At 69.5% G+C, this 13,723-nt stretch carries 16 protein-coding genes; 7 read left to right on the forward strand and 9 right to left on the reverse strand.

The genetic code is table 11. From position 1 onward, the window contains the following. Positions 1-10: 10 nt before the first annotated feature. Positions 11-655, reverse strand: coding sequence for an urease accessory protein UreG (gene ureG / locus M0L44_RS03735; protein ID WP_252768269.1), 645 nt, complete (start codon positions 653-655; stop codon positions 11-13). Positions 656-1,029: 374 nt separating this feature from the next. On the opposite strand from ureG, the gene M0L44_RS03740 reads away from it, so the two are divergent. Genes M0L44_RS03740 through M0L44_RS03760 form a run of 5 tightly spaced genes read left to right on the forward strand, consistent with a single transcriptional unit; the run spans position 1,030 to position 4,885 of the window. Then, a complete protein-coding gene (locus M0L44_RS03740; protein WP_252768270.1) occupies positions 1,030-1,515 on the forward strand; it encodes a hypothetical protein in 486 nt (161 codons plus the stop codon). Positions 1,516-1,541: 26 nt separating this feature from the next. Then, the gene (locus M0L44_RS03745) at positions 1,542-2,105 is read left to right on the forward strand and encodes a cell division protein FtsI (protein WP_252768271.1); all 564 of its coding nucleotides are present in this window, start codon (positions 1,542-1,544) and stop codon (positions 2,103-2,105) included. Positions 2,106-2,154: 49 nt separating this feature from the next. Next, the gene (locus M0L44_RS03750; protein ID WP_252768273.1) at positions 2,155-2,853 is read left to right on the forward strand and encodes a flagellar basal body L-ring protein FlgH; all 699 of its coding nucleotides are present in this window, start codon (positions 2,155-2,157) and stop codon (positions 2,851-2,853) included. A gap of 40 nt (positions 2,854-2,893) precedes the next feature. After that, positions 2,894-3,523 carry a chalcone isomerase family protein gene (locus M0L44_RS03755; protein ID WP_252768274.1) on the forward strand — a complete coding sequence of 210 codons (630 nt, stop codon included), beginning with the start codon at positions 2,894-2,896 and terminating at the stop codon, positions 3,521-3,523. Positions 3,524-3,553: 30 nt separating this feature from the next. Beyond that, positions 3,554-4,885, forward strand: coding sequence for a beta-propeller fold lactonase family protein (locus tag M0L44_RS03760; protein ID WP_252768275.1), 1,332 nt, complete (start codon positions 3,554-3,556; stop codon positions 4,883-4,885). A 314-nt stretch (positions 4,886-5,199) separates the two neighbouring features. Here M0L44_RS03760 and M0L44_RS03765 read toward each other — a convergent pair whose 3' ends face one another. After that, the gene (locus tag M0L44_RS03765; RefSeq protein ID WP_252768276.1) at positions 5,200-5,910 is read right to left on the reverse strand and encodes an urease accessory protein UreF; all 711 of its coding nucleotides are present in this window, start codon (positions 5,908-5,910) and stop codon (positions 5,200-5,202) included. A 3-nt stretch (positions 5,911-5,913) separates the two neighbouring features. Further along, the gene (gene ureE, locus M0L44_RS03770; RefSeq protein WP_252768277.1) at positions 5,914-6,663 is read right to left on the reverse strand and encodes an urease accessory protein UreE; all 750 of its coding nucleotides are present in this window, start codon (positions 6,661-6,663) and stop codon (positions 5,914-5,916) included. Positions 6,664-6,826: 163 nt separating this feature from the next. On the opposite strand from ureE, the gene M0L44_RS03775 reads away from it, so the two are divergent. Together M0L44_RS03775 and M0L44_RS03780 are read left to right on the forward strand one after the other, a co-directional pair. Beyond that, on the forward strand, positions 6,827-7,345 hold the full coding sequence (locus M0L44_RS03775) for a C4-dicarboxylate ABC transporter substrate-binding protein (protein ID WP_252768278.1): 519 nt from the start codon (positions 6,827-6,829) through the stop codon (positions 7,343-7,345). Next, the gene (locus M0L44_RS03780) at positions 7,339-8,832 is read left to right on the forward strand and encodes a TRAP transporter large permease subunit (protein WP_252768279.1); all 1,494 of its coding nucleotides are present in this window, start codon (positions 7,339-7,341) and stop codon (positions 8,830-8,832) included. Before M0L44_RS03775 ends, M0L44_RS03780 begins: the two co-directional genes overlap by 7 nt. A 13-nt stretch (positions 8,833-8,845) precedes the next feature. Here the strand turns inward: M0L44_RS03780 and M0L44_RS03785 are convergent, their stop codons facing one another. From M0L44_RS03785 to M0L44_RS03810, 6 genes are all read right to left on the reverse strand, one after another. Beyond that, complete coding sequence (locus M0L44_RS03785) at positions 8,846-9,307, reverse strand: methyltransferase family protein (protein ID WP_252768280.1); 462 nt, start codon at positions 9,305-9,307, stop codon at positions 8,846-8,848. 8 nt (positions 9,308-9,315) lie between these two features. Further along, the gene (locus M0L44_RS03790; RefSeq protein ID WP_252768282.1) at positions 9,316-9,963 is read right to left on the reverse strand and encodes a glutathione S-transferase family protein; all 648 of its coding nucleotides are present in this window, start codon (positions 9,961-9,963) and stop codon (positions 9,316-9,318) included. A 52-nt stretch (positions 9,964-10,015) separates the two neighbouring features. Further along, on the reverse strand, positions 10,016-10,276 hold the full coding sequence (locus M0L44_RS03795) for a DUF1653 domain-containing protein (RefSeq protein WP_252768284.1): 261 nt from the start codon (positions 10,274-10,276) through the stop codon (positions 10,016-10,018). Positions 10,277-10,422: 146 nt separating this feature from the next. Beyond that, positions 10,423-10,962: a GNAT family N-acetyltransferase gene (locus tag M0L44_RS03800; protein ID WP_252768286.1), complete on the reverse strand. Its 540-nt coding sequence runs from the start codon at positions 10,960-10,962 to the stop codon at positions 10,423-10,425. A gap of 23 nt (positions 10,963-10,985) precedes the next feature. Then, positions 10,986-13,142: a bifunctional mannitol-1-phosphate dehydrogenase/phosphatase gene (gene mtlD, locus M0L44_RS03805; RefSeq protein ID WP_252768287.1), complete on the reverse strand. Its 2,157-nt coding sequence runs from the start codon at positions 13,140-13,142 to the stop codon at positions 10,986-10,988. A 130-nt stretch (positions 13,143-13,272) separates the two neighbouring features. Further along, positions 13,273-13,722, reverse strand: coding sequence for a GNAT family N-acetyltransferase (locus M0L44_RS03810; protein WP_252768288.1), 450 nt, complete (start codon positions 13,720-13,722; stop codon positions 13,273-13,275). Position 13,723: the final 1 nt, after the last annotated feature.

Below are 13,723 nucleotides of genomic sequence, written 5' to 3' on the forward strand. Positions count from 1 at the left end.
TCGGGGTGCTTCAGGCCGGCTGCACCAGCAGGCCTTTTTGTTCGATGAAGCGCACCACCTGATCGAGGCCCTCCCGGGTCTTCAGGTTGGTCATCACGAAGGGCCGGTTCGGACGCATGCGCCGCGTGTCGGCCTCCATCACCGCCAGGTCGGCGCCCACATGCGGTGCCAGGTCGGTCTTGTTGATCACGAAGAGGTCGCTCTTGGTGATGCCGGGCCCCCCCTTGCGCGGGATCTTCTCGCCCGCGGCCACGTCGATCACGTAAATCGTCAGGTCCGAGAGTTCCGGGCTGAAGGTGGCCGCCAGGTTGTCGCCACCGGACTCGATGAAGACGATGTCGGCGTTGGGGTACTTGTCCAGCATGCGGTCCACGGCCTCCAGGTTGATGGAGGCGTCCTCACGGATGGCCGTGTGCGGGCAGCCGCCCGTTTCCACGCCCATGATGCGGTCAGGCTCCAGCGCGCCGGCGACGGTCAGCAGACGCTGGTCTTCCTTCGTGTAGATGTCGTTGGTCACCACCACCAGGTCCCAGCGCTCGCGCATCGTCTTGCACAGCATCTCGACCAGGGTGGTCTTGCCCGAGCCCACCGGGCCGCCCACACCGACACGCAGCGGCGGCAGAGGCTTGGTACGAAGGGCGGAGGGCGTGGTCATGGTCATCGTGTCGGCTCAGCAAAGTGGGATCGGCGAAACAGCTCGACATGATGGCATGCACAGGGCGTGCCGGCACCGTGTCCCGGCCCCGCAAAGGCCGGCGCGCCAGCCGTCGGCCGATTGTGTCGCTTGAATTCACATACCGACTTTCTTTTGAAATAAACAAGGCGTTCTGTGAAGAAATATTTCAATATTTCAAATTGTCGGGGTATTCATAAACAAGATCGACATATGTCTTGATTTTTGCTGGAGATGTCGGAAAGGTGATTCACGAGGCTCGATAAATAGGGGGCAAAGGGGGTTTATCGGTCAAAACCTGCAGGGGGTGATTTCCTACGATGACCACACCTTCAACTGAACCCATGGAGCCTCTCATGGACAGCATCAGCTCTACCTCGTACGCCAACCGCCCCGGCACCTACGAGCTCAATGCCAAAGAATTTGGTCCCGTCGTGGCCAATACCATCGGGGTGGCTCAATCCGTGGGCAATGCCGCCAGTGCTACGGTGTCTTTCAGTGACAAGGCGCTCAGCGCGCTGGGCAAGGATATTTCCGACGCCGCCAACGGCGTCGAGAATTTCTTCAGCGAGGCGGGGCATTATCTTGAGGACGCCGGAAGCAGTGTGGTCGACACGGCTGAAAAGGCGGTGAATTACGTTGAGGATGCGGCCAGCACCGTGAAGAACACGGTGGCCTCCGCAGCCGATTCTGTGGTGCATGCCGTCGAGTCGGGTGTGAATGGCGTGGAGTCGGTGCTGGGCAAGGTGACGGACGGGGTGGCTTCGGCCACCCAGTCCGTCGGCAGTTACGTCGGCCTGGGCGTGGCGTCGGCCACCAATGCCCTGAAGTCCCTGGCCTGAAGCCGCCAGACTGCAAGGAGACTGCCGTGCGCGTGCCTCTCTGGTCTTCGGCCATCCTGCTGCTGCCCATGACCTTGCTGCAGTCCGGTTGTTCCGTCTTCAGTGCTGAGCCGCTGTGGGAACTGGCCAAGGCCGGCGGCGCCCTGGTGCAGGGCGCCGTCACCGAGGTGGGACCCAGCCGAGCCCGTGACACCATGGTCTACACGCACGGGCCGATCCAGCGCCTGTGCGTGGAATACAACCGCAGCAGCCAGGCCGCCGACCTGCTGCCGGCCCTGGTGGCCGAGCTGCAGGCCCAGCACATCGAGAGCCGCGTCTACGAGGCGGGTGGCCGCTATGACCAGTGCGACGTCTGGCTGCGCTACACCGCTTCCATCCAGTGGGCCGTGCCGCCCACGGGCAGCGACTACCGCCCCTACCTGGACCGGGCCACCCTGGTGCTCAACGGCGCCGATGGTCGCGTGCTGGCCACCAGCAGCTTCGTGCTGGACGACGGCCTGATGTCCATGGGGCGCTGGGCCAGCACCCGCGACAAGCTCGCCCCGGCGGTGAAGGCCCTGATCGGGCCGCCACCGCCCAAGGCCGGCTGAGCGTCGCAGGGCGCGCCCACCCACCCCGAATTCCCCACAAGGAGCCGACATGATCCCCCGCCGTATCGCCATCCCCGCACTCCTGTCCGTGCTGCCTGCCATGGCCGTGCTGACGGGGTGCGCATCCCCGGTGGTGCAGGCGCCTTTGTACGTGCCCCCCAACCCACAGCAGATGCTGGTGGAGCGCACGAACAACGGGGCGATCTACCAGGCGGCCTTTGCCTCCGGTTCGCTGTTCTCCAGCGCGCGGCGGCCCATCAACATCGGCGACGTGGTCAAGGTCAACATCGACGAGAGCGTCAAGGCCAGCCGCAAGCTGACCACCGACACCAGTCGCCAGAACGCCGTGGCCGACAAGGGCCCGGGCAGTTCCCGGTCCGGCAGCAAGCTGATCGACTTCTTCGGCAACATCGATGCCTCGGCCTCCGGCAGCGACAGCTACAAGGGCTCTGGGGCGACCGACAACAACAGCAGCTTCAGCGGCCAGATCGCAGCCACCGTCATCAACGTGCTGCCCAACGGGCATCTGCTGGTGGCCGGCGAGCGCCGCATCGGTCTCAACGGGGGCCAGAGCGCGCTGCGCTTCTCGGGCGTGATTGACCCGCAGGACATCAAGGCCGGCAATGTGATCGCGTCGGCCGATGTGGTGAACGCCCGCTTTGAACTGGCTGGTGAGGGCGATGTCTCCGACGCCGCCAGCCGCAACTGGCTGCAGAGGCTGCTGACCAACCAGATGAGTGTCTGGTGATCTGACCCCGTGCTGGCCATCGTCCCGAAAGGAATGCGCCATGTCCTCCACCCGTCTGCAACTCACCCGCGTCGGCTCGCTGCTGGGCCTGTGTGGTTGCCTGCTCACGCAGCCCGTGGCCCGGGCCACCACGTTGGAGGGCGTCGCCGTGGACGACACCGTCCAGGTGGCGGGGCGCCGGCTGCCTCTGCATGGTGCCGGTGTCAGCCGCTCGTGGTTGCTGCGGGTCTATGCCATTGCGCTGTACCTGCCCGAGCGCCGTGCCTCTCTCGCCGAGGTTCGCCAGACGGAAGGCCCGCGGCGCATTGCCATCGCGCTGATGCGTGACGTGAGTGCCGAGGACTTTCGATCCGCCATCACCGACCAGCTCAGCAGCGACGACCCCGGCATCGATCACGCCGTGCTGCAAGGCCCGGCTCGCCAACTGGTGCAGGCCGTGGGCCGCCGGCCGCAGGGCTTGCGCAGGGGCGACCTGCTCACGCTGGACTGGGTGCCGGGCACCGGCACCGTGGTGGAGCTCAACCACCAGCCCTTCATCGAGCCGGTGCGCGGCCGGGCCTTCTACGACGCGCTGCTGGGCGTCTGGCTGGGTGAGCAGGTGGCCGACACCACCTTGCGTGCCCAGCTGCTCGGGGCGCCGGCCTCGCAGCGGGTGGTCTCGCGCAACTGAATCTTCCTCATTCCTTCCCCTCTTCACCCCATGCCGAAGACCACGACCCATTGCCCCCGACCCCGTCTGCTGATCAGCCTGATCGCGGCGGCCATCCTGACCGCCTGTGGCGGTGGCGGTGGCGATGGCAGCAGCACCGGCAGCAACACCCTGGGCGGCGCCGTCAGCGGGCTCAGCACCGACGGGCTGGTGCTGGCCAACGGCAGCGACACGCTGGCGGTGGCGTCTGGCGCCACCCGCTTCACCTTCGACGAGACCATCGGCACCCACTACGACGTCACGGTGCAGACCCAGCCCAGTGGCCAGACCTGCCAGGTCAGCCACGGCAGCGGCTCGGCCAGCGGCAACGTGAGCAGCGTGGCCGTGACCTGCCGGAGCTACCGCGTCTATGTGGCCAACACCAACAGCAACACGCTGGCGCAGTTTTCGGTGGGCGGCACGGGCGTGCTCAGCGCGCTGGGTACGCCCACCGTCGCGGTGTCCTACATGCCCTCGGCGCTGGCCATCAACGGCGATGGCAGCCAGGCTTGGCTGAGCTACCGGGACGACGAGACCCTGTCGGTGCTGGACATCGACAGCAACGGCGCCCTGAGCCTGTCCAGCCTGAGCGGGCGGGCCACCACCTTCGGCTATGCCCTGTCCCTGTCCCCCGACGCATCGCACCTCTATGCCGTGAACTATGGCGGCGCCAGCGTTTCGCAGTTCAGCGTCGGCAGCAGCGGCCAGCTCACGGCCCTGTCGACGGCCACCGTGGCCAGCGGCCTGGCACCCTACGCCATGGCCATCACGCCCGATGGGGCCTACGCCTATGTGGCCAACGCCAGCGACGACACCCTTTCCCAGTACGCCGTGGGCAGCAGTGGATCCCTGACCGCGCTGAGCAAGGCCACGGTCAGTGTGTCCAGCTATGGCAGCAAGCCGCAGGGGCTGACGGTGGCGCCCGGTGGTGGCCACCTCTACGTGACCCTGGCCGGCAGCGCCAAGGTGCTGAGCTATGCGATCAACCCCAGCACGGGGGCGCTGAGCTACAGCAGCAGCCAGAGCACCGGCACCACGCCGCGGGCCATCGCGCTGAGCTCGGACGGCACGCGCGCCTACGTGGCCAACGCGGGCTCGGCCACCGTGTCGCAGTACCTGGTGTCGGGCGGCAGCCTCACGCCCATGGCCACCCGCACAGTGGCCACGGGGACGACGCCCTCGGGCATCGCCATCACGCCGGACAACGCGCGGCTCTACGTGAGCAACGCCGGCGACGGCACGCTGTCACAGTTTGCGGTGGGCTCCGGCGGGGCGCTCAGCGCCTTGTCACCTGCCACGGTCAGCACCGGCGGGCTGGCACCGGTCAGCGTGGTGGCGCGGTGAGGATCGCCCACGGCTGGAAGGGGTGCGCAGGCGGGGGGCGGTGGCCCCAAACCAGGGAGGGGGCGTCCAAGGCCACCACCCCCGCCTGCGCGAACTCGTCACGTCAGCTCAGGCATCCGGATCCCTGGGCGGGGTCCGAAGCACTGTGCGACTGGCAGCGCTTGTCCACCACAGCCTCGCGGTACGCAGGGCGACACTGAAGGCTTCAGCGCCACCTTGCCGGGTGAGGTGCAGGGACATCGCAACAGGCCTGCATCGTCGCAGTGCCGTGTTGCTGCCGCATTGCCGCGCTGTGGGCGCCGCGTTGCGGTGGCTCAGGAACGGAACAGCCGCGAGTACTGCGCCTCGTGGCGGGCCGACAGAATGGCCAGGCCGGGCGTGAAGGCCTGCCACGCGCTCTCGGGCAAGGCCAGGGCCTGGTCCACCACGACGGGCAGGCGCTGGCTCAGTCGCGCCAGGATGCGCTGGCCGGCGCTCTGCCCCAGCGGCACGCTCTTGATGGCGGCCTGGGCCATGTTCTCGGCCCAGCCAAAGCCGTGGGCCAGCAAGGCCTCTCGCAGCGGGGCGCCGATCACCGTCACGGCCAGCCCGAAGGCGACCGGCCAGCAGGGCGCCGGGCGCAGTGCACCCAGCGCGGCCACGCGCGGGTCCGTGGGCGCACGCTGGCGCAGCCAGTCCTGCAGGGAACGGCCCATCTGCTCGGTCTGCTGGCGCAGCTCGCTGCTTTCGCGGGTCAGGCGCATCCAGTCGTTGAGCTCGGTGACCCGCGCCACGTTGCCCCGCTGCCAAGCCTGGGCGCTGCGCGCCACCACGGCCAGATCGGCCCGGCCCAGGGCCAGCGTCAATTGATCGTCCAGCCAGTCAGCGGCCTGGGCCTCGTTCGTCACGTGCCCGGCCTCGACCGCGGCCTCCAGGCCCTCGGAGTAGCTGAAACCGCCCACCGGCAGGGCCGGTGAGGCCAGCCACATCAGCTGCAGCAGCGTGGCCGCGGGCAGCGGCGCGGGGGCAGGCCGGACGCGGGGCATGGTTCAGTGCGAGTGACCGTGTCCGTGGTCGTGACCGTGACGCCCATGATCGTGCTCGCCGTGGGCGTGGCCATGGTCGTGCCCGTGGTCGTGTCCGCAGCCGGGGCCATGCACATGGGGCGCCGGGGCGGCGGTGATGGGCACGCCCAGCGGTTTGCCACGGGCTGGGGCCGGCGCGTGGTCGTGGCCGCAGCCCGGGCCATGCTCATGTCCGTGCTCATGCGCGTGGCCGTGTTCATGCCCGTGGTGTTCGTGGGACTCGCCATGCGAATGATCGTGCGAATGGCCATGGCCATGGCCGCTCCCGTAGGCGCCCCCTTCGGGCTCGAAGCCGGCCTGGGCCTCGGTGACGATCAGGTGCATCTGCCGCAGCATGTCGGCCAGCACATGGTCGGGCTCCAGCTTGAGGTGATCGGGCTGGAGTTCCAGCGCCACATGGCGGTTGCCCAGGTGGTAGGCGGCGCGCAGCAGATCGAAGGGGCTGCCATGCTCGGCGCAGGCGCGCACCTCCAGCACCGCCTGCGGTGCGGCGAGCACGCGGATCAGCGATCCGTCCTCGGCCACCAGCACGTCGCCGCCACGCACCGTGGTGCCGCGTGGCAGGAACACGCCCAGCGTGCGGCCCGCGGAGTCGGTCGCGTCGAAGCGGCTCTTCTGACGCACGTCCCAGTCCAGCTCGACGGTGGCGGCGCGTTTGAGCAGCACACCGGCCAGGCCCTGGCCACGGGGAATGAGTTTGCGGATGGTCAGCATGGGCGGGTCGGGTCCGCGGGAGGCGGACGGCTGCAGGACAGGAAGGCGGGAATGGTAACGCCCGGGCGCTTTCCGTCCGGTGCGCGGGGGTGCTACCGTCGCCGCATTCCCGTCTGACCCCGACCCTGAGACGCCGACCCATCGGCGCGCCGGAGACATCCCGATGGCCACACCCCCAGCGGATGACAGCCAAGGCGACTGCCTGGACGATGCCGCCGCCGCGCCCCTGGCGCGCCCTGTGCGTTGGTGGCCCGGCCACCTGGCCTGGGCCGTGCTGCCCCTGGCCGGGCTGCTGTGGGCCCAGTGGCCTCTGCGGGAGCTGGTGCACGCCGGTTCCCAGCGGGCCAACGACCTGGGTCAGTTGGTCTTTGCTGTCTATGCCGCGGTGGCGGTGACGGCGGCCAACCGGGCGGGCACCCACCTGGCCGCCGGCCGACGCGGGGTGTGGCGGCCCCGCACCCGGGCCACGGTGCTGGCCCTGTGCGTGCTGCCCTGGGCCGGCTGGACGCTGTGGGCGGCCGCGCCCACCGTCTGGCAGAGCCTGGCACAGCAGGAGCGCTTCCCGGAGACGCTGACCCCGGGCTACTTCGTGATCCGCCTGGCGATGGTGCTGCTGCTCCTGCTGGCCGTGGCCCAGGCCGTGGGCGAGCTCTGGCGCGCCTGGCGCCGGTCGGCATGCTGAGCGGAGTCAGTGCGATGGGCACCGTGCAGGGCGGCTTGTGGATGTTGCTGGCGCTGGGCCTGCTGGTGATGGGCACCGGCCTGCCGGTCTGGGCCCTGCTGCTCGGGGTCTCCAGCGCCGCCGCCGCCTTCGGGTGGGCCCTGGGCGTGCTGGACGTGGGCGTGCTCGCCGCCCTGCCGGCGCGCCTCACCGGGCTGCTGGAGTCAGACCTGCTGCAGGCCTTGCCGCTCTATGTGTTCGTGGGGGTGCTGTTGCAGCGGGTGGCCCTGGCCGATGCGCTTTACGCGGGCGCCAGCCGTGGCCTGGCCCGCTGGGGGGCCGGGCCTGCAGGCGGGGTGCTGGGCGTGGGGCTGTTGGTGGCGCCGATGAACGGCTCCGTGGCTTCCAGCTCGTCCCTGCTGGCACGCCTGGTGTGGCCCACCCTGGCCCGCACGCCGCTGCGCCGGCCCGAGCGGGCCACGGCCCTCATCGCGGTGGCGGCCACCCTGGGCGTGGTGTTGCCGCCCTCGCTGGTGCTGCTGCTGCTGGGCGACGCCCTGATGCGGGCCCACACCGAGGCGCTGCAGCTCCACCCGGAACGGGCCTGGACGGGCGGGCATGTGCTCAACACGCAGGACCTGCTGCACGCCGCGGCCGTGCCCGCTGTGTTGGTGCTGCTGGGCTGGTTGGCGGTGGCCGTCTGGCAATGGCGCGGAGCCGGTGTGGGCGAGCCGGCGGCCGCTGCGTCGCCACCCCAGCCAAAGTCCCGGCGCGCTTTGGCGGCGCTGAGCGCGCTGATCATCCTGGCCCTGCTGGCGGGGGTCTTCACCGGTCACCTGCTGGCGGTGGAGGCCGCGGCTACCGGCGGCGTGCTGCTGGCCGCGGGTACCGCTCTGACCCGTGCGCTGGACCGTGCCGGCTGGCGGCGCGTGCTGGACGACACCCTGGCCCTGAGCGGGGCCCTGATCGCCCTGCTGGTGGGCGCCACGACCTTCAGCCTGGTGTTCCGGTTGTGGGGCACCGACGCCTGGCTCTCGCAAGCGGCGGTGGGGGCCACTGGAGACCCCCGCGCGGTGGCGCTGCTGATGCTGGTGGGAGTGGGCCTGTGCGCCTGGGTGCTGGATGCCTTCGAGATGATCTTCGTGGTCATTCCGCTGCTGGCGCCCGCCTTGATCGACCGGCTGGGGGATGCCCAGCAGGCCGGCGTCCTGCTGTTGCTGGTGCTGCAGGCCAGCTTTCTGTGGCCGCCCATGGGCTATGCGGTGATGCTGGCCCGCCTTCAGGGGCCGTCCATCGGCACCTGGGCCCTGTGGCGCGCGCTGGCGCCCTACCTGGCGGTGCAGGCGCTGTGCATCGTGCTGGTGTTCTGCTGGCCAGCCAGCGTGCATGGGCTGGATGCCGCCCCGGCCGGTCAGGTGCCCGGCGCATCCTCGGGGGCCTCGGCGCCACTGAGCGAAGACGACATCGAGGCACGCATGCGCGCCATGTCGTCCGGGGGGCCACCTTGAGGTCTCCGATGGCTCACAGCCAGCGACGCACCCGTTCGCAATAGGCCTGGTAGTCGCTGCCGAAACGGGCCCGCAGTGCGCGCTCCTCCGGCAGGATCTGGAAGCGGGTGATGTAGGCCACAAAGGCCAGCGGACCGGCCCAGGGCCAGGCAGTCTGCAGGTGCACGGCCCAGGCCGACAGCAGCAGCGCCAGGCCCAGGTACATGGGGTTGCGGGTGAGGCGGTAGATGCCGCCCGTGACCAGCGCCGAGCTGTTCTGCGGCCGCAGCGGGTTGATGGTGGTGCGGGCCCGCAGGAAGCGCCACAGGCCACTCAGGTCGCAGGCCAGACCGGCCAGCACCAGCAGGGCCATCAAGGGCCAGGCCACGGCGCGCGGCCAAGGCAGGGCTGGCGACCCCGCCGCACTGGCGTGCATGGCCCAGCCCAGCAGCAGGGCCAGCAGCGGCGGCGGCACGCGGTGTTCCAGCCAGCGCATGGCGCGGCTCAGCCCTTGGCCTGCAAGGCCTGTCCCAGCGCCTCGTCGATGGCCTTGGCGGCGGTGTAGGCCGGGCGCTGCACCAGACGCCCGGCGTAGTCCTCGAACTCAGGCCGCTTGGGCAGTGTGCCGAACTGCATGCCCCAGATGAGGTGCGAGCCCACGTAGACGTCGGCCGCGGTGAAGCCCGGGCCGGCCACATAGGGGCCGGCGCTCACCGCGCTGGCCACCACCTCCAGGGTCCGCTCGTAGCTGCCGTAGCCGACCATCACCTCCTGGCGGGGTGTCAGTTCCACCTTCAGCGTGCGGTCGATGATGGCCGCTTCCAGCGGGCCCGCCGCGAAGAAGAGCCAGCGGTAGTAGGCGGCCCGCTCGGCCGGTGCGGGGGCCAGTCTGGCGGCGGGGAAGGCATCGGCCAGATAGGCGCAGATGGCGGCGCATTCCGTCACCACCTGCCCGCGGTGCACCACGGTGGGTACCTTGCCCAGCGGGTTCAGGGCCAGGTAGTCCGGGGCCTTCATGGTGGTGCCGAAGTCCAGCACCGCCTGCCGGTAAGGCACACCCACTTCCTCCAGCATCCAGCGCGCGATCTGCCCGCGCGACCAGGGGTGGGTGTAGAGGACGAGGTCGGCGTCAGAGGCGTCGGTCAGCGGCATGGTCGGTCCTGGGGCGATGGAGTGCGCATGATGCGCGGGCCCTGGGTCAGCGTCAAAGCGGCAGGGCCTGGCCCGTGGGGTCTTCGAGCGGCGAGAAACGCGGTTGCCTCCGCCCGTTCACCTCCACCTGCTCCACGAACATGGCATAGGGGCGCACCCACCAGCCAGTGGCGTTGTAGAGCGGGCGGTACACCACCAGGGGCGAGAGATCTTCGCTGTGGCGGGCCAGGCCGATCACCTCGTACTCGCCCCCTTTGTAGTGGCGGTAGCGGCCCAGGGGCAGCTGGGGCAGGGCAGGGAGTTTGTCGGTCATGTCGCCTGGTGCGCGGAAGGGGTGAATTCTCTCCCTTGAGAACGATGAACACAGCCCTCCGGCGGCATCGATTTTCCCCCGGCCCTCATCTGGACCCGCTTTCTGGCCGCAGCAGGGTCGACACGCGTGGCTCAGGCACGCAGTCTTCACCGGGGCCGCGAAGGGCTTGGATTCGCAGTCAGGAAGCGCAGCATGGCCAGTTCCTCCACGGGACGCCCGCCCAGCTCGAAACGCTGCACGCTGCCCGGCACTTCGGCAAAGCCAGCCGCTTCGTAGAAGCGGATGCCGCGCTGGTTGCCGCGCAGCACCCACAGGCCCACGCTGGCCAGGCCCTGTGCCCGCAGGGCCTGCAGCGCACAGTCCATCAGTGCCCGGCCGGCGCCGCGGCCCCAGGCTGTCGGATGGGCGTAGAGGGCCCAGATCTCGCCGCGGTCGGCGGGCGCGTCGCGGTCCCGGCTGGGGCCGTGGCTCAGGAAGGCCTGCACCCGGCCTGCGTCGTCACGGGCCACCCAGGTGGTCGATTCGCCCGCGGCCAGGATGCGTTGCCAGCTCAGGCAGCGTTCCTCCACCGATAGCCCGGCCAGGTAGGCCGCATCCAGCAGCCCCGCATAGGCGGCCTGCCAGGACTGCACGTGGATGCGTGCCAGGTCCGGGATGTCGGCTTCGGTGGGCGTGTCGATGCGCATGCGACGGCATGGTAGCCGCCGGGTCAGGCCAGCGCGGGGGTGTCCAGCTCCAGGGCTTCACGCAGGCGATCGAACTCGGCCTGCACCGCCTCGATGAGGGCGGAATCGGCGAGCGGGTCCAGCCCCGGCCCGCGCTGGGTGTCGTTCTCGCCCCGCCAGGTCAGCACATCGACGATGGACTGGCGCTGGGCATGCAGCACGCGGATGGTCTGGCACTCCGGGTCGTCCGCGGCACCGGGGTGGCGCAGGGCATAGAGGATGGCGAGCGCGGCGCCGGTGGCCAGGCCCTCGATGGGCTGGCCCTGCTCCATCACCATGCGCAGGCTGCCCAGCACGCGCTCGTCGCGCTGCAGCTTGCGCAGCGGGTCGCGGCCCACGCGCTCACACGGGTCCTTGAAGGCATGGGCGCAGCGCTGGCGGAAGGTGCGGGCCAGTTCGGGGATGCGCTGGCGCTGCGCGGGGTAGAGCCGGCTCAGCGCCGGTTGCAGCTCGTTGGCCAGCAGCTCGTCGAGCAGGGCCTGCACGCGGGCGTCGCCCATGGCGTGGCCCACGGTGCTGTGGCCCAGCAGCGCGCCGTACCAGGCGATGATGGCGTGCGGTCCGTTCCACAGCCGGTTCTTCAGGGTCTGGATCTCGGCGATGTCGGGCACGGTCTCCACCTGGCGCAGGTGCTCCAGCAGCTCGCTGCCGCGCTGGGCATAGAGGGCCATGTCCGATTCGCTGTTGAAGAGCACCAAGTGCAGCTGGGCCAGGGCGCTGGCCGGCTCGCCGGCGTCACGCAGGGAGCTGACGATGGGGGTCAGCGCATCGGCGTGTTCGGCCGGCACGGCGCTGGCCAGGGCCTCGGCGTCCAGCGTCAGCTGGCGCGCCTGGGCGACATTGCGGGCGTACAGGTCGTGCTTGATGCGCAGCTGGCGCAGCAGGGCGTCTTCGCCGAGCTTGCTGACGATGCGGGTCACCACGGTCTCGGTGAAGTCTGTCAGTTCCAGGATGCGCCAGCATTCGCGCGGGGACACCTGGCGCAGCAGAGCCGCCTCCACCTGGGCATGGACGAACTGCGCGCCACCCACCTTGTTGAGCACCACCAGCACGGTCAGGCTCTGGCTGTGCTGCCGAAAGCGCGCCACCAGGCCCTGGGCGATCAGGTCGGCCTGGCCCGCGATGGCTTGCTCGGGCAGGCACAGCGCCACGATCTCGCAGTCGCGATACATGCCGATCATCGCGGCCTCGTCGGCCGGGTCCACCATGTGCAGGCGCTGCACGGTCTGGTCGAAGGCGTGACTGCCATAGCGCACGCTGTACTTGCCGAAGGCGGTGATGGCCTCGCGCAGCAGGGCGTTGCCGGTGGAGGCGATGATCTGCGCGGGCCGGGTGTAGCCATCCCAGTGCGAGAAGACCTGGGCCAGGTAGCCACCCCCCATGGCGCCGAAGCCATGGATGCCGGCCTTGAGCTGGTTGATGGCCTGGGGGAAGGGCTCGGTCAGCGCGGGCATGGGCAGCTTGGGCGTGCAGGCCGCCAGGTCCAGCAGGAAGGAGCGCATGTTGGGGTGGCGGGCAAAGGCGCGCGCCGCCACCTCGGGGGCCGGGGGCTTGATGTCCTCCACCAGGATGACCAGGCCACCGGCGTCGGCCGCCGAACGCACGCCATTTTCCGAGTCCTCGACCATCAGGCTCTGGCCCGGGCGGCTGTTGAGCGCGGCGGCCGCGCGCAGGAAGATCTCCGGGTGCGGCTTGCCCTGCGCCACCTCGTCGCCGCAGACCAGCAGGTCGAAATACTTGAACACGTTGGCGTTGATCAGGTACTCCTCCGCGATGGCGCGGCGGCTGGAGGTGGCCACGGCCATCTTCAGGCCCGAGCGTCGCAAGCGCTCCAGCACCGGCAGCAGGCCCGGCTTGATGGGCACGCCGTGGGTGCGCACATGCTCCAGCTCCAGTTCATCCGCCCGCTGGCGGATGGCGGCATACGGAAAGTCCTCGCCGTGATGCTGCTTGGCCAGTTCTTCCGCCTTCTTGGCACTCAAGCCCAGGGACCCGATCAGCACCTCCTCCGTGAACGGTTGGCCGAACAGGTCCTGCGCGGCGCGCGAGAGCGTCTTGAACCGCAGGCGTTCGGTGTCGAACATGGTGCCATCCATGTCGAAGATGGCGCTTTCGATGACGTGGTCCTTGAACTTCAGCATCCTGTGGGGGGGGCCTTTCTGCTTGTCGTGGGCGGGCGGCTGGTCAGCCGATGGATGAATTTTACATTTGCATCAATATATATCGCCCGATACGATCTGGATAACCCTATGCTGCGGTGCGGCAAAGGGTTCAGGTCCCCGCCGTGACGGGCCGCAGGTAGATCACGCGATCGCTGGCAGTGGCGATGCGGTCATAGAGCGCGCGTGCGGGCAGGTTGTCTGCGCGCGTGTTCCAGTGCACGACCGGGCTGCCCCTCTGGGCAGCATGGTTCTGCACCTCGTCCAGCAGACGCATGCCCAGTTGGCGGCCGCGTGCGGCTGGGCTGACGTACAGATCCTGCACGTAGCAGGGTTGCGTCAGTGCCCAGGTGGACGGATGGAAGTAATAGTGGGCAAAGCCGCATGGCTGGCCTTGGTCGATGGCCACGATGCCGTGCAAGCTGGTTCGCGCGCACAGGCGCTCATAGGTGGCGGCATGCAAGGGGGCGTCCGGAGCGATCTGCCCGTCCACATAGGCCAGCCAGAGTTCCAGCCAGGTCTCGAATGCCACCGCGCGAGTGGGCACGATCTCCAGTGTCATC

Origin of the sequence: Ideonella oryzae (assembly GCF_024055665.1) — a bacterium.
Taxonomy (GTDB): domain Bacteria; phylum Pseudomonadota; class Gammaproteobacteria; order Burkholderiales; family Burkholderiaceae_C; genus Ideonella; species Ideonella oryzae.

Excerpts from the sequence above, each read along its gene's own strand:
- M0L44_RS03765 (WP_252768276.1), bottom strand. The coding sequence starts at position 5,910 with ATGCCCCGCGTCCGGCCTGCCCCCGCGCCGCTGCCCGCGGCCACGCTG.
- ureE (WP_252768277.1), bottom strand. The coding sequence starts at position 6,663 with ATGCTGACCATCCGCAAACTCATTCCCCGTGGCCAGGGCCTGGCCGGT.
- ureG (WP_252768269.1), bottom strand. The coding sequence starts at position 655 with ATGACCACGCCCTCCGCCCTTCGTACCAAGCCTCTGCCGCCGCTGCGT.
- M0L44_RS03810 (WP_252768288.1), bottom strand. The coding sequence starts at position 13,722 with ATGACACTGGAGATCGTGCCCACTCGCGCGGTGGCATTCGAGACCTGG.
- M0L44_RS03795 (WP_252768284.1), bottom strand. The coding sequence starts at position 10,276 with ATGACCGACAAACTCCCTGCCCTGCCCCAGCTGCCCCTGGGCCGCTAC.
- M0L44_RS03755 (WP_252768274.1), top strand. The coding sequence starts at position 2,894 with ATGTCCTCCACCCGTCTGCAACTCACCCGCGTCGGCTCGCTGCTGGGC.
- M0L44_RS03785 (WP_252768280.1), bottom strand. The coding sequence starts at position 9,307 with ATGCGCTGGCTGGAACACCGCGTGCCGCCGCCGCTGCTGGCCCTGCTG.
- mtlD (WP_252768287.1), bottom strand. The coding sequence starts at position 13,142 with ATGCTGAAGTTCAAGGACCACGTCATCGAAAGCGCCATCTTCGACATG.
- M0L44_RS03760 (WP_252768275.1), top strand. The coding sequence starts at position 3,554 with ATGCCGAAGACCACGACCCATTGCCCCCGACCCCGTCTGCTGATCAGC.
- M0L44_RS03790 (WP_252768282.1), bottom strand. The coding sequence starts at position 9,963 with ATGCCGCTGACCGACGCCTCTGACGCCGACCTCGTCCTCTACACCCAC.
- M0L44_RS03750 (WP_252768273.1), top strand. The coding sequence starts at position 2,155 with ATGATCCCCCGCCGTATCGCCATCCCCGCACTCCTGTCCGTGCTGCCT.
- M0L44_RS03740 (WP_252768270.1), top strand. The coding sequence starts at position 1,030 with ATGGACAGCATCAGCTCTACCTCGTACGCCAACCGCCCCGGCACCTAC.
- M0L44_RS03800 (WP_252768286.1), bottom strand. The coding sequence starts at position 10,962 with ATGCGCATCGACACGCCCACCGAAGCCGACATCCCGGACCTGGCACGC.
- M0L44_RS03775 (WP_252768278.1), top strand. The coding sequence starts at position 6,827 with ATGGCCACACCCCCAGCGGATGACAGCCAAGGCGACTGCCTGGACGAT.
- M0L44_RS03780 (WP_252768279.1), top strand. The coding sequence starts at position 7,339 with ATGCTGAGCGGAGTCAGTGCGATGGGCACCGTGCAGGGCGGCTTGTGG.